Source organism: Coleofasciculus sp. G1-WW12-02, assembly GCF_040219735.1.
In the GTDB taxonomy this organism is placed as follows: Bacteria; Cyanobacteriota; Cyanobacteriia; order Cyanobacteriales; family Coleofasciculaceae; genus Coleofasciculus.
In genome coordinates, this window is record NZ_JAVJRX010000186.1 from 1 (window position 1) to 18,199 (window position 18,199).

General features: G+C 45.8%; 16 protein-coding genes. 8 read left to right on the forward strand and 8 right to left on the reverse strand.

Annotation, left to right across the window (positions count from 1 at the left end; genetic code table 11):
* Positions 1-119: 119 nt before the first annotated feature.
* Both RID09_RS29195 and gltD read right to left on the reverse strand, forming a co-directional pair.
* On the reverse strand, positions 120-1,964 hold the full coding sequence (locus RID09_RS29195) for an AAA-like domain-containing protein (RefSeq protein ID WP_446339422.1): 1,845 nt from the start codon (positions 1,962-1,964) through the stop codon (positions 120-122).
* A gap of 291 nt (positions 1,965-2,255) precedes the next feature.
* Complete coding sequence (gltD, locus tag RID09_RS29200; RefSeq protein WP_446339423.1) at positions 2,256-3,743, reverse strand: glutamate synthase small subunit; 1,488 nt, start codon at positions 3,741-3,743, stop codon at positions 2,256-2,258.
* A 1,305-nt stretch (positions 3,744-5,048) separates the two neighbouring features.
* On the opposite strand from gltD, the gene RID09_RS29205 reads away from it, so the two are divergent.
* The 6 genes from RID09_RS29205 to RID09_RS29230 all read left to right on the forward strand — a co-directional run bounded on the left by RID09_RS29205 (position 5,049) and on the right by RID09_RS29230 (position 9,706).
* Entirely contained in the window at positions 5,049-6,065 is a 1,017-nt protein-coding gene (locus tag RID09_RS29205) for a serine/threonine protein kinase (RefSeq protein ID WP_446339424.1), read from the forward strand.
* A gap of 361 nt (positions 6,066-6,426) precedes the next feature.
* A complete protein-coding gene (locus tag RID09_RS29210; RefSeq protein ID WP_446339425.1) occupies positions 6,427-6,774 on the forward strand; it encodes a DUF433 domain-containing protein in 348 nt (115 codons plus the stop codon).
* Positions 6,774-7,139 (forward strand): DUF5615 family PIN-like protein, encoded by a 366-nt coding sequence (locus RID09_RS29215; protein ID WP_446339437.1) that lies wholly within the window; start codon positions 6,774-6,776, stop codon positions 7,137-7,139. The genes RID09_RS29210 and RID09_RS29215 overlap by 1 nt, the downstream gene beginning before the upstream one ends.
* Positions 7,140-7,392: 253 nt before the next feature.
* Positions 7,393-8,829 (forward strand): GUN4 domain-containing protein, encoded by a 1,437-nt coding sequence (locus RID09_RS29220; protein WP_446339426.1) that lies wholly within the window; start codon positions 7,393-7,395, stop codon positions 8,827-8,829.
* 134 nt (positions 8,830-8,963) lie between these two features.
* The gene (locus tag RID09_RS29225; protein ID WP_446339427.1) at positions 8,964-9,380 is read left to right on the forward strand and encodes a XisH family protein; all 417 of its coding nucleotides are present in this window, start codon (positions 8,964-8,966) and stop codon (positions 9,378-9,380) included.
* Positions 9,368-9,706 (forward strand): element excision factor XisI family protein, encoded by a 339-nt coding sequence (locus RID09_RS29230; RefSeq protein ID WP_446339428.1) that lies wholly within the window; start codon positions 9,368-9,370, stop codon positions 9,704-9,706. The genes RID09_RS29225 and RID09_RS29230 overlap by 13 nt, the downstream gene beginning before the upstream one ends.
* Positions 9,707-9,836: 130 nt before the next feature.
* Here RID09_RS29230 and RID09_RS29235 read toward each other — a convergent pair whose 3' ends face one another.
* From RID09_RS29235 to gltB, 6 genes are all read right to left on the reverse strand, one after another.
* Entirely contained in the window at positions 9,837-10,400 is a 564-nt protein-coding gene (locus RID09_RS29235) for a Uma2 family endonuclease (protein WP_446339429.1), read from the reverse strand.
* A gap of 381 nt (positions 10,401-10,781) precedes the next feature.
* A complete protein-coding gene (locus RID09_RS29240; RefSeq protein ID WP_446339430.1) occupies positions 10,782-11,564 on the reverse strand; it encodes an HIRAN domain-containing protein in 783 nt (260 codons plus the stop codon).
* A 39-nt stretch (positions 11,565-11,603) separates the two neighbouring features.
* Positions 11,604-11,852 carry a DUF4926 domain-containing protein gene (locus RID09_RS29245; RefSeq protein ID WP_446339431.1) on the reverse strand — a complete coding sequence of 83 codons (249 nt, stop codon included), beginning with the start codon at positions 11,850-11,852 and terminating at the stop codon, positions 11,604-11,606.
* Positions 11,853-11,897: 45 nt separating this feature from the next.
* The gene (locus RID09_RS29250) at positions 11,898-12,143 is read right to left on the reverse strand and encodes a hypothetical protein (protein WP_446339432.1); all 246 of its coding nucleotides are present in this window, start codon (positions 12,141-12,143) and stop codon (positions 11,898-11,900) included.
* On the reverse strand, positions 12,140-12,442 hold the full coding sequence (locus RID09_RS29255; RefSeq protein WP_446339433.1) for a type II toxin-antitoxin system RelE family toxin: 303 nt from the start codon (positions 12,440-12,442) through the stop codon (positions 12,140-12,142). Before RID09_RS29255 ends, RID09_RS29250 begins: the two co-directional genes overlap by 4 nt.
* A gap of 147 nt (positions 12,443-12,589) precedes the next feature.
* On the reverse strand, positions 12,590-17,179 hold the full coding sequence (gltB, locus tag RID09_RS29260) for a glutamate synthase large subunit (protein ID WP_446339434.1): 4,590 nt from the start codon (positions 17,177-17,179) through the stop codon (positions 12,590-12,592).
* 83 nt (positions 17,180-17,262) lie between these two features.
* Here gltB and RID09_RS29265 point away from each other — a divergent pair, with 83 nt between their 5' ends.
* Entirely contained in the window at positions 17,263-17,487 is a 225-nt protein-coding gene (locus RID09_RS29265; protein ID WP_446339435.1) for a hypothetical protein, read from the forward strand.
* A gap of 326 nt (positions 17,488-17,813) precedes the next feature.
* Positions 17,814-18,199 (forward strand): transposase (locus tag RID09_RS29270; protein ID WP_446339436.1); only part of this gene is annotated, 386 nt, incomplete at its 3' end.

The window sequence follows — 18,199 nt, forward strand, 5'->3', positions numbered from 1 at the left end:
ATTGATAATTGACAATTGATTAATTGGGTCTAAGACCTCTTCGTTTACGAAGAAATTAAAAAAGATTTTCCTTAATTTCAATCCTCTTCTTTTAAGGAGAGGTCATTATCCATTGTTCATTATCCATTGTCAATTTGTGAAGAATCATGAACACGGTTTAAACGCAGCCGAAAATATTGACAATACAAATCGCACCGGGGAGTCACTTCATTCCCTTGCAGATTTACCAATCCCATACTGTGCAACTTAAATCCTTGCATGGGTTCTAATTGTATGGGATAATCAGCCGTAACTACTTTCTTTAAGGCGGTAGCTAATTCAGGATGTTGGGATAAATTCCACATAAGTCGCCGCAAATGATCGCCATACAATCCAGCATCAGTTGGTGCTGTAGCCAACAGTTGAGCTAAAGTAATCTCTTGACGTGCGATCGCGTACAGCGCCAATCTTACTAAATAGGGATGACCCCCAACCATTGCCATTAATTGTTCCACCTGATTGGATTCCCAAGCTAATCCGTGACGGTGGGCTAAATCTTGGACTTGTTCGGCTGCAAATTCCGGTAAATCAATCGGTAATCCTACATTAAACGGAGACTGATTAATATCCATGGGAATATAGGCTTCCGTCGAATGCACCACGACTAATCGCAGTTTACGCCATATTTCCCGATTTTTCGCCTCTTCATGCCACGATCGCAATAAGCCAAAAAAATCAGCCGTGAGTTCAGGATAATGAAACACCCGATCCACTTCATCTAACCCTAACACCAAGGGTGTCGCAATCGTTGCTAATAAATACCGCTCAAAATAGGACTTACAACTCACCTTACTCCCAAAGGTTTTACTCCAATACTTATCCAAGCGATCGGGTAATTGCAGTTCTAGAGTAATCACCGCACAAAACCACTGCAAGAAACGATCTAAATCACTAAAAACACTACTATCCGCTAATTGAAAACTTAACGGAACTGTGGCATAATTAAGCTGAGTTCCCCGATGTAAAATACGAGCCATTAACGAAGTTTTACCCATTTGTCGCGGCGCTTTAATCCGGATTAAGGAACCCGGTTTAGCTACCGCTTCATAGCAGCGCTTTTCAACACCAGGGCGTTCCACATAAAACGCCGAGGCTAATTCGACTTGTCCTCGGGGTAATTCTGGTTCAGCGACGGGTTGAGGGGGATGATTGGGGGTTAGGGAATAGGGACTGGGAAACGTCGAGGATGTTTGATCGCCCTGTGTCGTTACGGTTGGTTGATCACTACAGAGCCAATCCTGAACTGAGTTTAACACAACAGGCGTATCCTCATGCGATCGCCACTCCTGCTGGGACACTCCTTTGAGATAACCGCGTAAGTCATGGTTGAGTAATGTCCAAGGGCAATTAATCCGAATGGCTAAAATAGCAGGTTTCCCCTCTGGATGTTGATCCCGCCGCCGTTTTACCCACTGCACCTCTTCCGTCATCATCTCACTAGACGCAGCTAGAGGGGACAATAAAAACACCACGCGATCGCAACGATTTAATTCGGTATAAATTTGCTGCAATCCCTGGGTTGCCATGCGGCGACTAGCATTGGCAATGAAAACTTGACACCCTTGGGCAGTTAACGCCGTTTCTAATTGCGTAGCAAGGCTTTTATCGGGGTCATTTCCACAATGATAACTCAGGATAACCTGAGGCTGATTCGTCGCCGCCAGAGTATCCCCTGGGATTAAATTGGGTAAATTGTGAGCAATGGCAGTAATTAACTTAGAACGGTGAGATGATCCTTTATCTTCGTCATTGTTTAGGGCAAATATCTGACAGATATTCTGGATATGTTTCCGCACTGTTCCTTGAGAGATACAGAGTTCCGCCGCAATTTCACCATCATTTTTCCCGGCGACAAATTGCTGTAAAACTTCCTTTTGTCGCGGTGTGAGTTTGGTAAATGCGTTGGTGAACTCTTGCTGATCCATTATCCTGAGAAACAGTCATAAATAAATTGTAACGGCAGAGGTCGGAGGAACAAAAGATTCCTCAAAGTCCACCTTAAAAAGGGGGATTTAGGGGGAGATCTTATTTAGGGCTTGCTGCACAACTCCCAAACCCTTAGCTATCAGGGAAAATGTACTATGGCTTCCCCTGCTCCCCCTGCTCCCCCAGACTTATTCAGCAGACCCTATTTAGTCAGGGTTTCAGCCTTAAGTGGAAACTAATGCCCGCCCCATCTTCCAGAGGCGCCATGACTCGTCTGGAACCTTTTAGCATTAAGACGGCAAATCTGTACTCCCCATCAAATAGCGATCGCACTCACGGGCAGCACCTCGACCTTCGTTGAATGCCCAAACCACCAAACTCTGACCTCGGCGACAGTCTCCGGCGGCAAAGACACCGGGAATACTGGTGGCATACTTCCCATAATCGGCTTTTACATTACTACGAGCGTCGCGTTCTAAGCCCAAGGCATCCAGCAGGGGTTGTTCGGGTCCGAGGAACCCCATCGCTAAGAGGACAAGCTGGGCGGGAATCACCTTTTCTGTACCTGGAACCGGACTGGGAATAAATCGACCTTGGTCGTTTTTCTGCCACTCGATTGTTACCGTATGCACCGCTTTCACATGTCCTTCCTCATCCCCCTCAAACTTGGTGGCGGTGGTGAGATAGAAACGGGGATCAGCGCCAAACTTCGCCGCCGCTTCTTCCTGCCCGTAATCCAGGCGATAAATCTTGGGCCACTCGGGCCAGGGGTTGTCGGAGGCGCGTTCTAGGGGAGGCTGGGGCATGATTTCCAGTTGCGCCAGACTCTTACACCCATGACGCAGGGACGTGCCAACGCAGTCGGTACCCGTGTCACCCCCGCCGATAATCACCACATCTTTGCCTTGCGCTGAGATAAAGTTGCCGTTTTTGCTGTTATCTAAAAGCGCTTTGGTATTGGCAGTGAGGAAATCCATGGCGAAGTGGATACCTTTTAATTCCCGTCCTTCGATGGGTAAGTCCCGTGGTTTGGTTGCGCCTGTACAAAGGACTACGGCGTCAAATTCTTTGAGTAGATTCTCGGTGGGGAAGTCTTTACCTACCTCGGTGTTGCAGATAAACTTCACCCCTTCTTGTTCGAGTTGGTCAAGGCGACGCTGGACGACTTGCTTTTTGTCCAGTTTCATGTTAGGGATGCCATACATGAGTAAGCCGCCGGGACGATCTTCCCGTTCAAATACGGTGATCCAATGACCAGCTTTATTGAGTTGGGCAGCCGCACAGAGTCCAGCCGGTCCAGAACCGATGATCGCGACTTTTTTCCCGGTGCGCTTGGTTGGGGGTTCGGGTTCGACCCAACCTTCGTCCCAGCCTTTGTCAATAATCGAACATTCGATATTTTTTATGGTCACGGGTGGGTTATGAATACCCAGGACACAAGACCCCTCACAGGGCGCGGGACAGACGCGACCGGTGAATTCTGGGAAGTTGTTGGTTTTGTGCAGGCGATCGAGTGCTTCGCGCCATCGACCTCGATAAATTAGGTCGTTCCACTCTGGGATCAGGTTGTTGATTGGGCAACCGCTTGCCATGCCCTTGATCAGGGTTCCGGTATGGCAAAAGGGTGTGCCGCAGTCCATACACCGCGCCGCTTGAGTTTGGAGTTTTTCCTCCGGCATGGGCAGATGGAACTCGTCCCAGTTGCCAATGCGACTGTCGGGTTGCAGTTCTGAGGGTAATTCGCGCAGATATTCGATAAAGCCAGTTGGTTTTCCCATAGTGATGTCTCAAGTTTAGAGTAGGGTATAGTTGTGGCTAAGGTGTCATTCGGTAAATTGGCGATGGTGATGAAGTCCCTAGACTATTTTGGCGGCAAATCCTCACCAATCAGTTGTTGACGGTGGCTTGTGACCAACTAAGCGGATGGAAGACTGTCTAGAGACGTTAAAAGCAACATCTGTACCAAGTCAAAAGTCAAAATCAGAGATATTTTGTAGTCTTTGTTACGGTTTGTCAATCATTTTGGCGTTTAAATGCCAGGTTGAGTTTAATAAAAGGTTAGATTGGCTGCGGTTCAGTGGCTAGGATTCATTCAGGTTTAGGTTCTCATTGAATACGGCTAGAAATAGGATACAAAATAATTGCTTCTAGGGTTTCATATTTTCACATTTTTTTATAAAGTAACCCCCGTTTCGTTGGTGTCGGAAGTCTATATATTTTTTTAACGCTCCAGGGATGCAGAGGTTTACGCTCCAGGGACACAGAGGGTTTAAGGGTTTTGGACGAAAAGTTTATAGAGTTGGGAAACAACTGGAAATGATGTCAGCTTTAGTTAAAGGTTGGCAAAGATGAACTGTTGTTTAAATAATAGAGATTAAAGGGCTGGTTGAGTGGGTTGTTTGGGTTGGGTTTTCCTTTGTTTAACTGCTGGACAGCTAATTTTTGTTGTTGGGAAAGTTTCCCTCTGTGCAACTTGAAAAGTTTCCACGGGGTTTTGCAGAAATTGTCAGTGTGCTAGGGGAGTCTTCGCGATCGCACTCCCTCCTCAAAAAGCCTGTAACTCTTGCTGGCGGCTGACTCCTCACATTATTCAGGCGGGTTAAGTTGAGGAATTGTCCCTGATGGACGCTTACATAAATAAAACTTTTTAATTTAAGCTTTCTGATTTAATTTTCCAAAGATAAGCGGACTTGGGGCTTGATTGATGAAGTCGCTGGCAAAGCCTAATTTGACGTTGTGTTTGAGGTGTAGTATGCTTTATGAAGTTTTATGTTTTAGGATATGTTGGGTTATTGTAAGCATTTTTATGGCAAAAACGCTTTAAAGCCTTAATAAGGCGTTATTTATTCTCTCTAGCGTTGCCAAAAGTTAAATAATACAAGCATACCCCAACGACCCAATTTCCAGGACTTGTTCAGGGGCTGATTTGACAAAAAAGCAGTTTTATGATTTGGGTATCAATCAGGGAAGGATTACGCCGTCACGACTGATACCAAGTTGCAGTTAAAAGGGAGTAAGTATAACAAAGGACATAAGACGAATAACTTATGCCACAATCAAGGCAGTATTTGAGATAATCGGCAATGGCTTGGTCGGCGGGACAGCAGTTGCAACGTGGCAAATATACGATCGAGAAGGAGTTAGGATCAGGACGGTTTGGGATAACCTATTTAGCACGCGATCGCACGTCCCAACGCTGTGTGGTGAAAACCTTGAGTGATACGTTACTCAATCAGCTTACTCCAGCAGAACTTAATCGACTTCAGGATAAGTTGTGGCAAGAGGCGGTGAAGTTGGCGCAGTGCAAACACCCTCATATTGTCCGGGTTAAGGATTCGTTTAAAGAAGGTGATCAAGTTTGTATTGTCATGGAGTATATTCAGGGGCAAGATTTAGCCAGTTCTAACCGAGTTTGGACAGAAAAAGAAGCGTTACACTATATTCGCCAGATTGGTTCAGCTTTGATGGTGGTGCATGAGAATAACTTAGTGCATCGGGATGTTAGACCTGACAATATTATCATGCGTCAGGGGAAGCGGGAAGCGGTGTTAATTGATTTTGGGTTAGCGGTGGGATTTGATAACCCGTTGACGACGATTAATCCAACAACCGCCGATGGATTTACACCCCTAGAGTTATATCATGTTGATGCCGAACGCGGCGCTTATACTGATGTGTATTCCTTAGCCGCAACATTGTATCAATTATTAACCGGAGAAAAACCGCCCAGTGTCCGCGATCGCAGTTTGGCAAGGGCTAAATTAAAGCCACCTCAAGACGTGAATCCCCAAATGAGCGATCGCACGAATCAGGCGATTCTCCGAGGGATGGCGTTAGCCCCCGAAGAACGTCCCCAAACGATGCAGGAATGGTTGAATTTATTGGGGGTTGCGGCTCAAATTCCCCAACCTTGGCGCAATTGGGATTTGACGATTTGGTTAACGATTATTGGCACAATTGCTGGAGTTTTGAGTATGATTGCTGGGTTTTTATCCCTCAAGCCTCCATCAGCACCACCGCCAGAACTTACACCTGAAATGACGCCAACATCACAACAGATTCAGCCAGAAACACGTTCCCTTGATCTGACCCCTCCCTAACCCTCCCCTTGCCCAGGAGAGGGAACTCAAACGGGTGAATGTCAAGGCAAGTAGGTTGGGTTGAGGAACGTAGGCGGAGCCTTCTCGGAGAGTAACCCAACTCATCCGGTTAGCTGAAATATTGCGTGCTTTCCCTGACATGGGAGAAGGGAAACCGGAAGAATTAATAATAAAAAATGTAGCTGGCTATATCTTATCTTGATCCCCTCTCCCCGGCGTGGGAAAGTCAACAGGCAATAGGTAACAGGCAACAATTTTAGAGTGTGCTGTTCAACCACAAATGAGGTAAAATTGGACGGGGAGTATCTGACTGAATAATTTCCCAGACAATAATTCCCCGTAATAGTAAAAGCAACTGGCTATGCAAATTCGAGACTACTTCAACTTTCTTGCTCCTGATGATATCCGCATTCAGGACAGTCGCATCGGGATTGAAAGCGTTCTTTACGAGTATATTTACCGAGCTAAAACCCCTGAAGAAATCGCCCAACAATTTGAAAGCATTACCCTAGAACAGGTTTATGCGACGATTCTTTACTATCTACACAACACCGAAGAAGTGAGTGCTTACTTGGCAGATTGGTTAGCGTTTTGCCGTCAACAGCGAGACGAGCAAAAACAGAATCCTTCTCCGGCACGACAGAGATTTCGCCAATTGAAAGCAGAGGCAGAAGTTCAGCAAAAATATTCTGAATCGGTGAACAGTTGATAATGATTCAATATTTGTTGGATGAGCATATTGCCTCGTTGTACCGAACTCAACTGATGCGTAAAGCTCCTTATCTTATTGTTAGAAGAATTGGAGATCCAGATGCTCCGGCAAAAGGAACTCTCGATCCTGAAATTTTAATCTGGTGTGAGACGAATAATTTTATCTTAGTGACCAATAATCGGAAATCTATGCCCAAACACTTAGCAGATCATCTTGCCGAAGGACATCACATACCGGGCATCTTTGTTATCGATCTATCTCAGAATATTGGTGAAACCCTTACCGAGCTAATTTTCATTGCTGAAGCTTCATTTGTGGGGGAATATCAAGACCGAATTGAATACTTGCCGTTGAGTGAATAAAAAGAGCAGGAACGAACGATTTAAGATTTCATAGCCCTTAATATAGCAGTTCCCAAGTGCGTGAGGTACACCCAAATGTGGGAGCGAATGTAGGGACACCATCCTTGCGCCCTCACCCCTGCACCTCATCTTATGAGAAACGCTATAGTCCTTAATTCCGGTTGTAGGGGCGGGTTTTACCGATAACGTTTCAGCCTCAACCGATAACTGGACTAAACCCGCCCTCTTCTGTCTTAAATCTCGTTTCACCCTGATGCCATCTACCGATTGTGGCACAATCAAGACAGGATTATCGCAAAAATCATCAATGGTCTGGGTCAACGGACAGAAATTACACGGTCATCGCTACGTCATTGAACGAAAACTCGGTCAAGGTGGCTTTGGTATCACCTACCTGGCAAAAGACAGAAAAGGCAACCCCCTCGTCATCAAAACCCTGAAAGATGAAGTGATGACGAATCCCGACTTTATCGAGTTTCGCGATAAATACCAGCGAGATTTTGAGCGGGAAGCTACCCGATTAGCCGTGTGTAGACACCCGCATATTGTCCAGATTGAAAATGTCTTCCATGAACAATCACTTCCCTGTATTGCCATGGAATATATCCAAGGGGAAGACTTATGGCGACGGGTGAGAAATCGCCATCCTTTATCGGAAGCGGAAGCATTAGGTTATATCCAGCAGATTGGGGAAGCGCTAACGCTGGTTCATGATAAGGGCATATTGCATCGAGATTTAAAACCCCACAATATTATGGTGCGTTCTGATGTATCAGAAGCGGTACTCATTGATTTTGGCATTGCTAGAGAATTTCTCCCCAATCTGACTCAAACCCATAGCGTTCATGTCACACCGGGTTTTGCTCCCCTTGAGCAGTATGATGAGCAAGCACATCGGGGAGAATATACGGATGTGTATGGGTTAGCGGCGACGCTGTATTGTTTATTGACGACAAAAGTACCACCACCAGCATTTATGCGAGTGGTGCGGGATTCGTTGCAACCGCCACAGGCGCTGAATTCAAATATCAGTAATAAGGTGAATCAAGCTATTTTGACGGGAATGGAACTGCAACCGGAAAACCGTCCTCAATCAGTGTTGGAATGGTTGCGGTTATTGATTCCTAAGAATCTGGATGATGATTTGAGTTCAGAATGTGGCATCAATTACCGCCGACTGCGAGATTTATTAGCTGCTGGAGAATGGAAAAAAGCAGATGAAGAAACGACAGATAAAATGCTGGCTGTAATTGGCAAAAAAGACTGGTGGGATGTTAATGATACTGATATTCAAACATTTCCTTGTACTGACCTGCGAACGATTGACCGTCTCTGGGTAAAATACAGTAACGGACGCTTTGGTTTTTCTGTGCAAAAGCGAATCTGGCAAAGTGTAGGGGGGCGACCAGGCGTGTATGATTATGATATCTACGAAAAGTTCGGTGATACCGTGGGTTGGTATGAAGAAGATGTTCGCAGGAGAGATGAAGAAAGAACTGGTTGGAGAGAATATTACGACCTTACCTTTAGTCTAAATGCCCCCCAAGGACATCTCCCCGGAAGCATCTACGCAGAAATAGGGAGTAGATACAGTTGGTGTTACCATTTCCCAGTAACTGAAACCCAGGTGGTGGAATCGCGTAAGTTGCGACAGTGTCACGTATCTCTTCTCTCGCATCGAGACTTGTAGAATGTAATATATAAAAGTTTCAGCAGAATGTAACGATTTAAAATAGAGGCAAAATACACGAATTCTTGCGGGTTCTACGTTTCCGATACCTGACACCGCCCCAACCCCAAAGCAACACTAATTGAATCAAATGTATGGCTAGAGATGCCTTTCATAACGCCGTAAAAGTGGCACTGCAAAAAGACAACTGGACAATTACTGCTGATCCGCTACAGATTAAGTTTGGCAAGCTTGACTTGTATATTGATTTAGGCGCAGAACAGGTTATCGGCGCAGAGCAAAATGGACAGAAAATAGCCATTGAAATTAAGAGTTTTCTAGGACAGTCTGCGGTTACTGAATTTCACAGAGCGATTGGACAATTCATTAGTTACCGAGATGTCCTCAGAGTGGTTGAGCCGGAGAGAGTTCTCTATCTCGCTGTACCACAACTTATCTATGATGATTTTTTTAAAGTGCAAGAGTTGGCTCAGTTAGTCGTACAAACGAATCAAATTAAAATTATGGTCTATAACCCAGTTTTGGAGACAATTGTGCAATGGATAAACTAGAACAATATCGCCAAGCTGTCCAGCAAGTCTTAACCAAATATGGCAGCTATAAACCGATAAACGTACAGATTGAAGTACAAACAATTTTTGATACTGAACGCAACCATTACCAAGTGGTGAGTGTGGGTTGGCACAACGAGAGACGAATCCACAGTTGCTCAATGCATATCGATATTAAGCCGGATGGCAAGGTATGGATACAGCTTAATAATACTGAGGCTCATTTAGCCGATGAGTTAATGGAATTGGGCGTGAATCGGGAGGATATCGTATTAGGATTTCATAGTCCTTATATGCGACAATTTACCGATTTTGCCGTTGGTTAATTGTGCAACCAAACTGCACCACCGCCAAAACCCACACCTGCTACTACGCCAAAATCACAACAGGTTTACCCAGAAACACATACCGCACCTGGCACCGCCCCAACTCCACAATAAAACACTCATAAAAATGCTATTTTTTCATTTTTAACCAACCAAAGACTTGCTCAACGGTTAACGTTAACGAAATGCCTTCTAACCCAATTAACGCATCACGATTATTCCGTAACTCCGGTTGTTGTTGAGGCAGAAACACTAAAATTGAACGGTCATCTGGGTCAAGTAGCCATCCCAATTGACACCCATATTGGAGCGCGTGCAGAATATTACCTGTAACCTGATTAGAACTTTGGTTGGGTGAGAGAATTTCAATCATCCAATCTGGCGGGATGAACACATCATCAAGCGGTTCGCCTTGTTCATCAAACTGAATATGTTCCCACCGTAGAACCGCTATATCGGCAACAATTGACCGTCCGCCAAAGGTACAACGCAATTCAGGAAACGCATAAGCAAGTTGTTCGGCTTCGCTAATATTATTAATCGATTGAATTAACTTACTCTGAAGTCGAGAGTGGCGAGTTTTGGGCATTGGCTTCTGTACAATTTTGCCATCAATATATTCCCTGGCGGGTTGGGTTTCGGGTTGTTGGAGAAATTCGGCTAGGGTAAGCGTTGGGGATGGTGTTTGTAACATTTAGGGAAATCTCCAATAGGTTACAATAATAAAATTATTGGATCAGTCTTGCCCAAATCACGATAGATTAATCTTGATTGGGTATCAGGCAAAATGATTAACCCATCTAACAGTTTAGCTGAGAATGAGGACGCGATCGCGCAAATTCTGCCATCAGGGGTTGATAGTCAGCCCTGAATTAAAATACTCGAAGAGAAGCCGCTCCGCGTCTACGGGCTAAGAGCTAAAACCCGTTAAAACGGGTTAATAACCTGATACAATAATTCAGTAAGCTTTAGCTTACTTTAGCTTTGAGCCTGAAATTTATTTCAAGGCTCTCTTTAAATCTTGAAATAACGACATATCAACCCTTGTTATTACCTATAAAAATGGTTAACCTATCTAACAGTTTAGCTGAGAATGAGGACGCGATCGCGCAAATTCTGCTATCAGGGGTTGATAGTGAAGACTGGAGAAGGGACGATAATCCTTGCTCGCCTGAACAGTCATTTTACACAATAACCGAAACTGGAAGGGTGTCGGTGCTTTATTCACACGTTCTACCTGTACCTCTAGGTTTAACTTGTGTCGAATTAACTCAAATATTTCTGCCAGCAAATATCGCGGACAATAGCCGACAATGTAGTGGTCTTCTGTGGTTAAAATTAAAGCTTGAGCATCGTAAGGATTTTGAAATTCGTGAGCTAACCATAATTTTTTACCCGATTCAAACTGATTAATCCGCTCAATGGCACAGCTTGGCAAATGTCGCAGCCCATGGGAGAAAAAGTATAAATGATACTGTCCTTGTGCATTAACCTCCGGACAAGGAAAAACGGCGAGTGTATCGGTTTCTCGTTCCCCACCACTGCGGGCTAAAATTGTCATGGGGTCATGTTCATCCTTGGGAATATTTAACCATTCCATAAAACTAGAATAATCTGGACGCGATCGCGACATTAACCGATTCGCAAAGACGGGGAATAATTGAGTTGATGTATAAACTTCATCTAAGTACGGAAACGAAGACAAAGGATTAAACGCACATTTGGCTTCCGCCTCTTTTACCCCTTGAGTATAAACAAATTGATAAACTCTTCCATCAAAGGTTAACCGACCAATCGAGAACCAATAGCGACTAATCGGATCTTGCCAAGCTAAAAATAGTGTTTTTGGTGTCTTCAAGCTCTCTTAAGAATGTCATAAACTCAGTAATATAATTCACTACGCGGCAAAATTATTAATCTGTCTAACCGTTGGTCGGTCTGCATGAGTTGGTGAACGGAGGGAACTTGCAGGTAGAGTCATAACGGCTACGGTGTTGCCTAACATATCAAAGAATTCAACACTATAACCCGTTTCTAATTCAGCAACGTTATGTTTTTCGACAACTGTACCGATATCACCTGCATAAAGTCCAGCTTCAGGAATATCGCCAAACAAGATAACGTCTGAATAAAGTTCGTAATCCATGGTATCCTCTATTCATGGCTCTAGTCGCCGTTCAAATAGCAATCGTTATAACCCCAATTCTTCTCGCAATGATTGCAGTGAAATGGTTGCTTTTTCCTGAGATAGTTCTCTTAAAAATGCCATAAACTCAGTATTATGTTTCAGTAGTTCCACTTCCACCGCAAACTCATCGACGGGGGCGAGGGCAAATAGTGCGCCGTCGGGCTTGCGTAAAACGACTGCTTCCCCTTGTGCCAGTGTCATCACCTCATCTAACGTAAGCTGTCCACTTTCGACGTTGATAATTTTCATATCTGAACCTCTTTACCACCAATGTAAAGTGTATTGTGTTCTTTGTGTCCCACAGCCTTGATCTGAACGATACAGGAATCGTCTTCTATAACTACATCATAGAAAACCCGATAGTTATCCACTCGCAGTTCCCAATCGGATAGTTCATTTTCTCCCAGTCGTTTTCTGTTTCTAGTTTCTAGTGTGGGTTCATCGGATAGCTGTGCTTCGATAGAATCAAGAATAGTTTTTTGGGCAAATTTTCTATAGGCGCGTATATGATTGGCAGCTATAGGAGTAAAGTTAATCTCGAATTTCATTGCATGGAAAAGAACCGTTTATGGCTGTAGGGGCGACCCGCCTGCATCAATGAACAAATCTGTCCATTCAATTGACTCGGGTCGCCCTGTGATCAAACCCTTGAGAAATGGTGCGTTACGCTTCGCTAACGCACCCTACGGTAAGCACTAGCTACCGCCAATCCGGGCTAAATCGTGGGCGTTTTCTTCAAACGCAGCCGTCAGCGCATCATCGCCACTTAATCCGGCTTCCTCGGCTTTATTCAAGCAAGCCAATACCCGCTTGTAATCCTTCGGTATCACCTTGACAAACTTCGGCACCATTTCCGTCCAATTCGCCAAAATAGTTAACCCCAATTGACTCTTGGTGTACTCGACGTGTTTGGCAATCATTTGGTGGATGATCTCAATCTCCCCTGCGTCTTCCAGTTTTTCCAAGTCAGACATCTGGGTATTGCAACGGGTGGCAAAATCACCTTTCTCATCCAACACATAGGCGACACCACCACTCATTCCAGCGGCAAAGTTGCGCCCGGTTGAACCGAGAACCACCACTTTACCCCCCGTCATATATTCGCACCCATGATCACCCACGGCTTCCACCACCGCATTAACCCCTGAGTTGCGAACACAGAACCGTTCACCAGCCATTCCTCGAATATAAACTTCACCAGAGGTTGCGCCATAGAGGGCGACATTACCGATAATGATATTCTCACGGGGAACAAAGGTGGAACGGGCGGGAGGATAGAGGATTAATTTACCCCCGGATAACCCTTTCCCAAAGTAATCATTAGCATCCCCTTCTAATTCTAAGGTGACGCCCTTGGGAACAAAGGCACCGAAGCTTTGACCCGCACTCCCTTGGAAATGCAGATGGATGGTATCCTCCGGTAAACCTTGCCAATGGCGCTTGGTGATTTCATTGCCTAAAATTGTGCCAACCGCCCGATTGATATTCTGAATCGGTAGGGTAGCCGTTACCTTTTCACCTTTCGCGATCGCGCCTTTGCATAAATCTAGCAGAACCCTCATATCCAGGGACTTATCCAACCCATGATCCTGGGGAATCTGACAGTAACGCCCAATTTCGGGTCCCACATCCGGTTGATAGAGAATCTGGGATAAATCCAATCCCTTCGCCTTCCAATGATCCACCGCTGGCTTCGCTTCCAAGACATCCACACGCCCTACCATTTCATTCAGCGTGCGGAATCCCAACTGTGCCATGATTTCCCGCACTTCTTGGGCGACAAAGGTCATGAAGTTTACCGTATGATCCGGATTGCCAATGAAACTCTCGCGTAACTGGGGGTCTTGAGTGGCAATTCCCGCCGGACAGGTGTTTTTTTGACAAACCCGCATCATAATGCAGCCCAGGGACACCAGAGGTGCGGTAGAGAAGCCAAATTCCTCTGCCCCCAATAGCGCCGCAATTGCCACATCGCGCCCAGTCTTCATTTGACCATCGGTTTCCACGACAATCCGCGATCGCAGATTATTTAATACCAGAGTTTGATGCGTCTCCGCTACCCCCAATTCCCAAGGTAATCCCGCGTGTTTAATCGAGGTTTGCGGCGATGCACCGGTTCCCCCATCAAATCCAGAAATTAGTACCACATCAGCATGGGCTTTTGCCACCCCCGCCGCGATCGTTCCCACACCCACCTCAGACACCAGTTTCACGTTAATCCGGGCGTTGCGGTTGGCATTTTTCAGGTCATGAATTAACTCGGCTAAGTCTTCAATCGAGTAGATATCGTGGTGCGGCGGTGGCGAAATTAACCCCACACCGGGGGTAGAGTTGCGTACCTTAGCAATCCAAGGATAAACCTTACGCCCCGGTAACTGTCCCCCTTCTCCTGGCTTCGCCCCTTGCGCCATCTTAATTTGCAGTTCCTTGGCTTGAGACAGATACAAACTGTTGACCCCAAACCGCCCCGATGCGACTTGTTTAATCCCGCTATTCTTAGAATCCCCCCGTTCATTTGTCCAGGTATAGCGTTCGGGATCTTCTCCCCCTTCCCCGGTATTGGATTTACCGCCAATCCGGTTCATGGCTATGGCTAGGGATTCATGTGCTTCTTTGGAAATGGAACCGTAACTCATCGCCCCGGTTTTAAACCGCCGAGTAATCGCCTCAACCGGTTCCACTTCCTCTAAAGGAATTGGGTCGCGTTTCTTGAATTGCAGGAGTCCGCGTAGGGTAAAATGTTTCTGGCTCTGTTCATTAATTAGGGCAGCGTATTCTTTATACAGGTCATAACTCCCTTGACGCACGGCATTTTGTAGGGCGTGGATAGTTTGGGGACTAAATAGGTGTGCTTCACCGTCTTTACGCCACTGATATTCGCCCCCTGCATCCAGGGTATGACCATTCACTTCTCGGTCTGGGAAGGCGTGGCGATGACGTATAATGGCTTCTTGGGCAATTACGTCCAAATCCGCCCCTTCAATCCGAGTCGCTGTCCAGGTAAAGTATTGATCAACTAGGGCTTGTTTGAGTCCAATGGTTTCAAAGATTTGGGCACCGCGATAACTTTGGATGGTGGAAATCCCAATCTTGGAGGCGACTTTAATCACACCCTTAGTTGCGGCTTTGATATAGTTTTTGTACGCCGTCTTGCGATCAATATTTTCCAGCAAGCCCTGGCGAATCATATCGTCAATGGTTTCAAACATCAGATAGGGATTAATCGCGCCGCAACCATAACCGACGAGAACCGCATGATGATGAACTTCGCGGGGTTCTCCCGATTCTAAGACTAACCCTACTTTGGTGCGCGTCTTTTTGCGGATTAGGTGGTGATGTAACCCTGCAACTGCAAGTAATGCGGGGATTGGTGCATGGTCTTTGTCAATGCCGCGATCGCTGAGGATAATTATAGTCGTTCCATCTGCGATCGCACTATCCGCTTTCGCGAAAATCTCATCCATCGCCGTTTCCAATCCCTTCACCCCAGCTTTGGGGTCAAATAGAATCGGAAGGGTAACCGATTTAAACTCCCCGGCGGACACATATTTGAGTTTCGCCAATTCCTCATTACTCAGAATCGGCGTTTTCAGTTCAATTAAATGACAACTTTTGGGTTCGGGTTCGAGTAAATTGCGTTCTGAACCAATCGTAGTTTCCGCCGAGGTGATAATTTCTTCCCGAATCGAATCAATGGGGGGATTAGTTACCTGGGCAAACAGTTGCTGGAAATAATCGTACAGTAATTTCGGTCGGTCAGATAGCACCGCCAAGGGGGTATCCGAACCCATGGAACCCACAGCTTCCACCCCATTCTGTGCCATCGGCGCCATCAGCATCCGCAGTTCCTCGAAGGTGTAGCCGAACGCCATTTGCCGCTGAATCAGGGTGTCGGGTTCGGGTTGGGCTACCTCTGGCGCGTCTTTTAACTGTGCCAGTTCGAGCATGTATTCGTCAATCCAGTCTTGGTAGGGATGTTCGGTAATAATTGCCTGTTTGAGTTCCTCATCGGCAATAATCCGCCCCTCTTCCATATTTACCAAGAACATCCGCCCTGGTTGCAAGCGCCCTTTAAACGCCACGTCTTCGGGTTCTACGGGTAAGACACCGGCTTCGGATGCCATAATGACCCGATCATCCTTCGTCACATAATAGCGCGATGGACGCAATCCGTTGCGATCTAGAACTGCCCCAATCGTCGTACCATCAGTAAAGGCAATAGACGCTGGACCATCCCAGGGTTCCATCATACAGGAGTGATATTTGTAGAATGCCTTTTTCTCCTGACTCATGGACTCATGATTCGTCCAAGGTTCTGGGATCATCATCATTACCGCATGGGGTAAGGATCGCCCAGAAAGGACTAACATTTCTAGGGCGTTGTCGAATATCGCCGAGTCACTTCCCTCTAAATCAATAACTGGCTGAACTTTGTCTAAGTCATCGCCAAACAGCTTGGACTTAAACAGCGACTGTCGGGCGTGCATCCAGTTAGTATTACCCCGTAAGGTATTAATTTCCCCATTATGGGCGATATAGCGATAGGGATGGGCGCGTTCCCAACTGGGGAAGGTGTTGGTGCTAAACCGGGAATGCACCAAGGCTAAGGCGCTTTTAAGATCGGGATCATGGAGTTCGGGATAATATTGTCCCACCTGTATGGGTGTGAGCATTCCTTTGTACACTAGGGTACGACAGGAGAGGCTAGCGACATACCAGCAGGGGTCAACCTCTGAGTTCCGAATTTCTGTTTCCGTCCGTTTCAGGATTACATAGAGTTTCCGTTCAAAGGATAGATCATCAGCCAGGTTGGGGGAACGCTGGATGAAAACCTGTTGCATAAACGGTTCACCCAGTTTGGCGATACTCCCTAGGGGTGAGTCATCGATGGGGACATCCCGCCAACCCAGAACCGTTTGACCTTCTTCAGTGGCGATTTTCTCAAAAATCTGCCGACTCTGCTGGCGAATCATCGGATCAGGGGAGGTAAAAATCGCACCAACCCCATATTGACCCGCTTCTGGTAGGGTAATCTTATCGGAGGCGGCGACTTTCCGCATAAACTGATCTGGGATTTGGATTAAAATCCCTGCGCCATCTCCGGTGTTGGCTTCACAACCGCACGCGCCGCGATGTTCCAGGTTTGCCAGAATGGTTAGTCCTTGTTCCACGATATCGTGGGACTTATTCCCCTTCATCTGCACGACGAATCCCACACCACAGGCGTCGTGTTCAAACTGTGGATCGTATAAGCCTTGTTTTTTTGGCAGTTGGTTGCTTTTCATCTTAAATGACCCAAAAATGACGAGGGTTGTAGGGGCGCAAGGCTTGCGCCCGTTTTTCAGTGTAGAGGCTGGGAAGCTGTTTGGTGGAACGTAGCGGAAATCAGTATCCTGTGGAAAAAGGTGCAACAGTTTACTTTACAAGCATTCCTTTATTCTACCTTCTGCCTTTTACCTTAACGGAGGGTATCCCCGCCGCGACACCACCAGCTTGTTGGATTACGATAAACCAACTCCACCAGAAGTACAAGCCAAGCTTTAACAAAACGATAACATTCGGGAAATTTGGCTTTAATTTAGTTGAGGGCTGAGTTTTGTTGGAAAATGCTTCAAAAAAACAGTATCCTTTGATACTGAATACCGTTAAAAGGGGAGAGCCTTATGTCATTTGTCAGGGTTTGAGAACTTTTTCTGTAACTTAATAGAGTTGAGTTTATTTTCACCGACTTACCCGTTGTAATAAATGCCCGACTTACTGAGTTGGATTGGGGAAGTAGGCTTTACAGTATAAGCGATGGTGAAAGCCCTCGTGATTTATCCGAGGGATGAAACCGAGCGATGCGTCTAGTCTAGCAACTTTAGTTGCGAGTGTTAGCCTTTGCGTGATATAATTCTACCATAAGCTCAGCATGGTAAAATGATTGTCTACGAAGGTAAGTTAAAAGGTAAAGAGTATCAGTATAGAAGGCTTGATGAAGCCATCCGTACTGGTCTGTTTATTCGTAATGCTTGCCTTCAGTATTGGGAAAATGGTCATGCAAAAAATCGCAATGACTTGTCTAAATATTGTGCGATTCTTGGTAAAAGTAAAGAGTTTCCTTGGGCGGGAAAATTAAACTCTCAAGCTCGACAAGCAATGTCAGAGCGTGCCTACGCAGCTATTTCAAGATTTTTTGACGACTGCAAAAAGCAAGTCAAAGGAAAGAAAGGATACCCTAAGTACAAAAAGAATCGTCCTAATCATGGTTCCGTAGAGTATAAAACATCAGGCTGGAAACTATCAGAGAATCGTGACTCAATCAC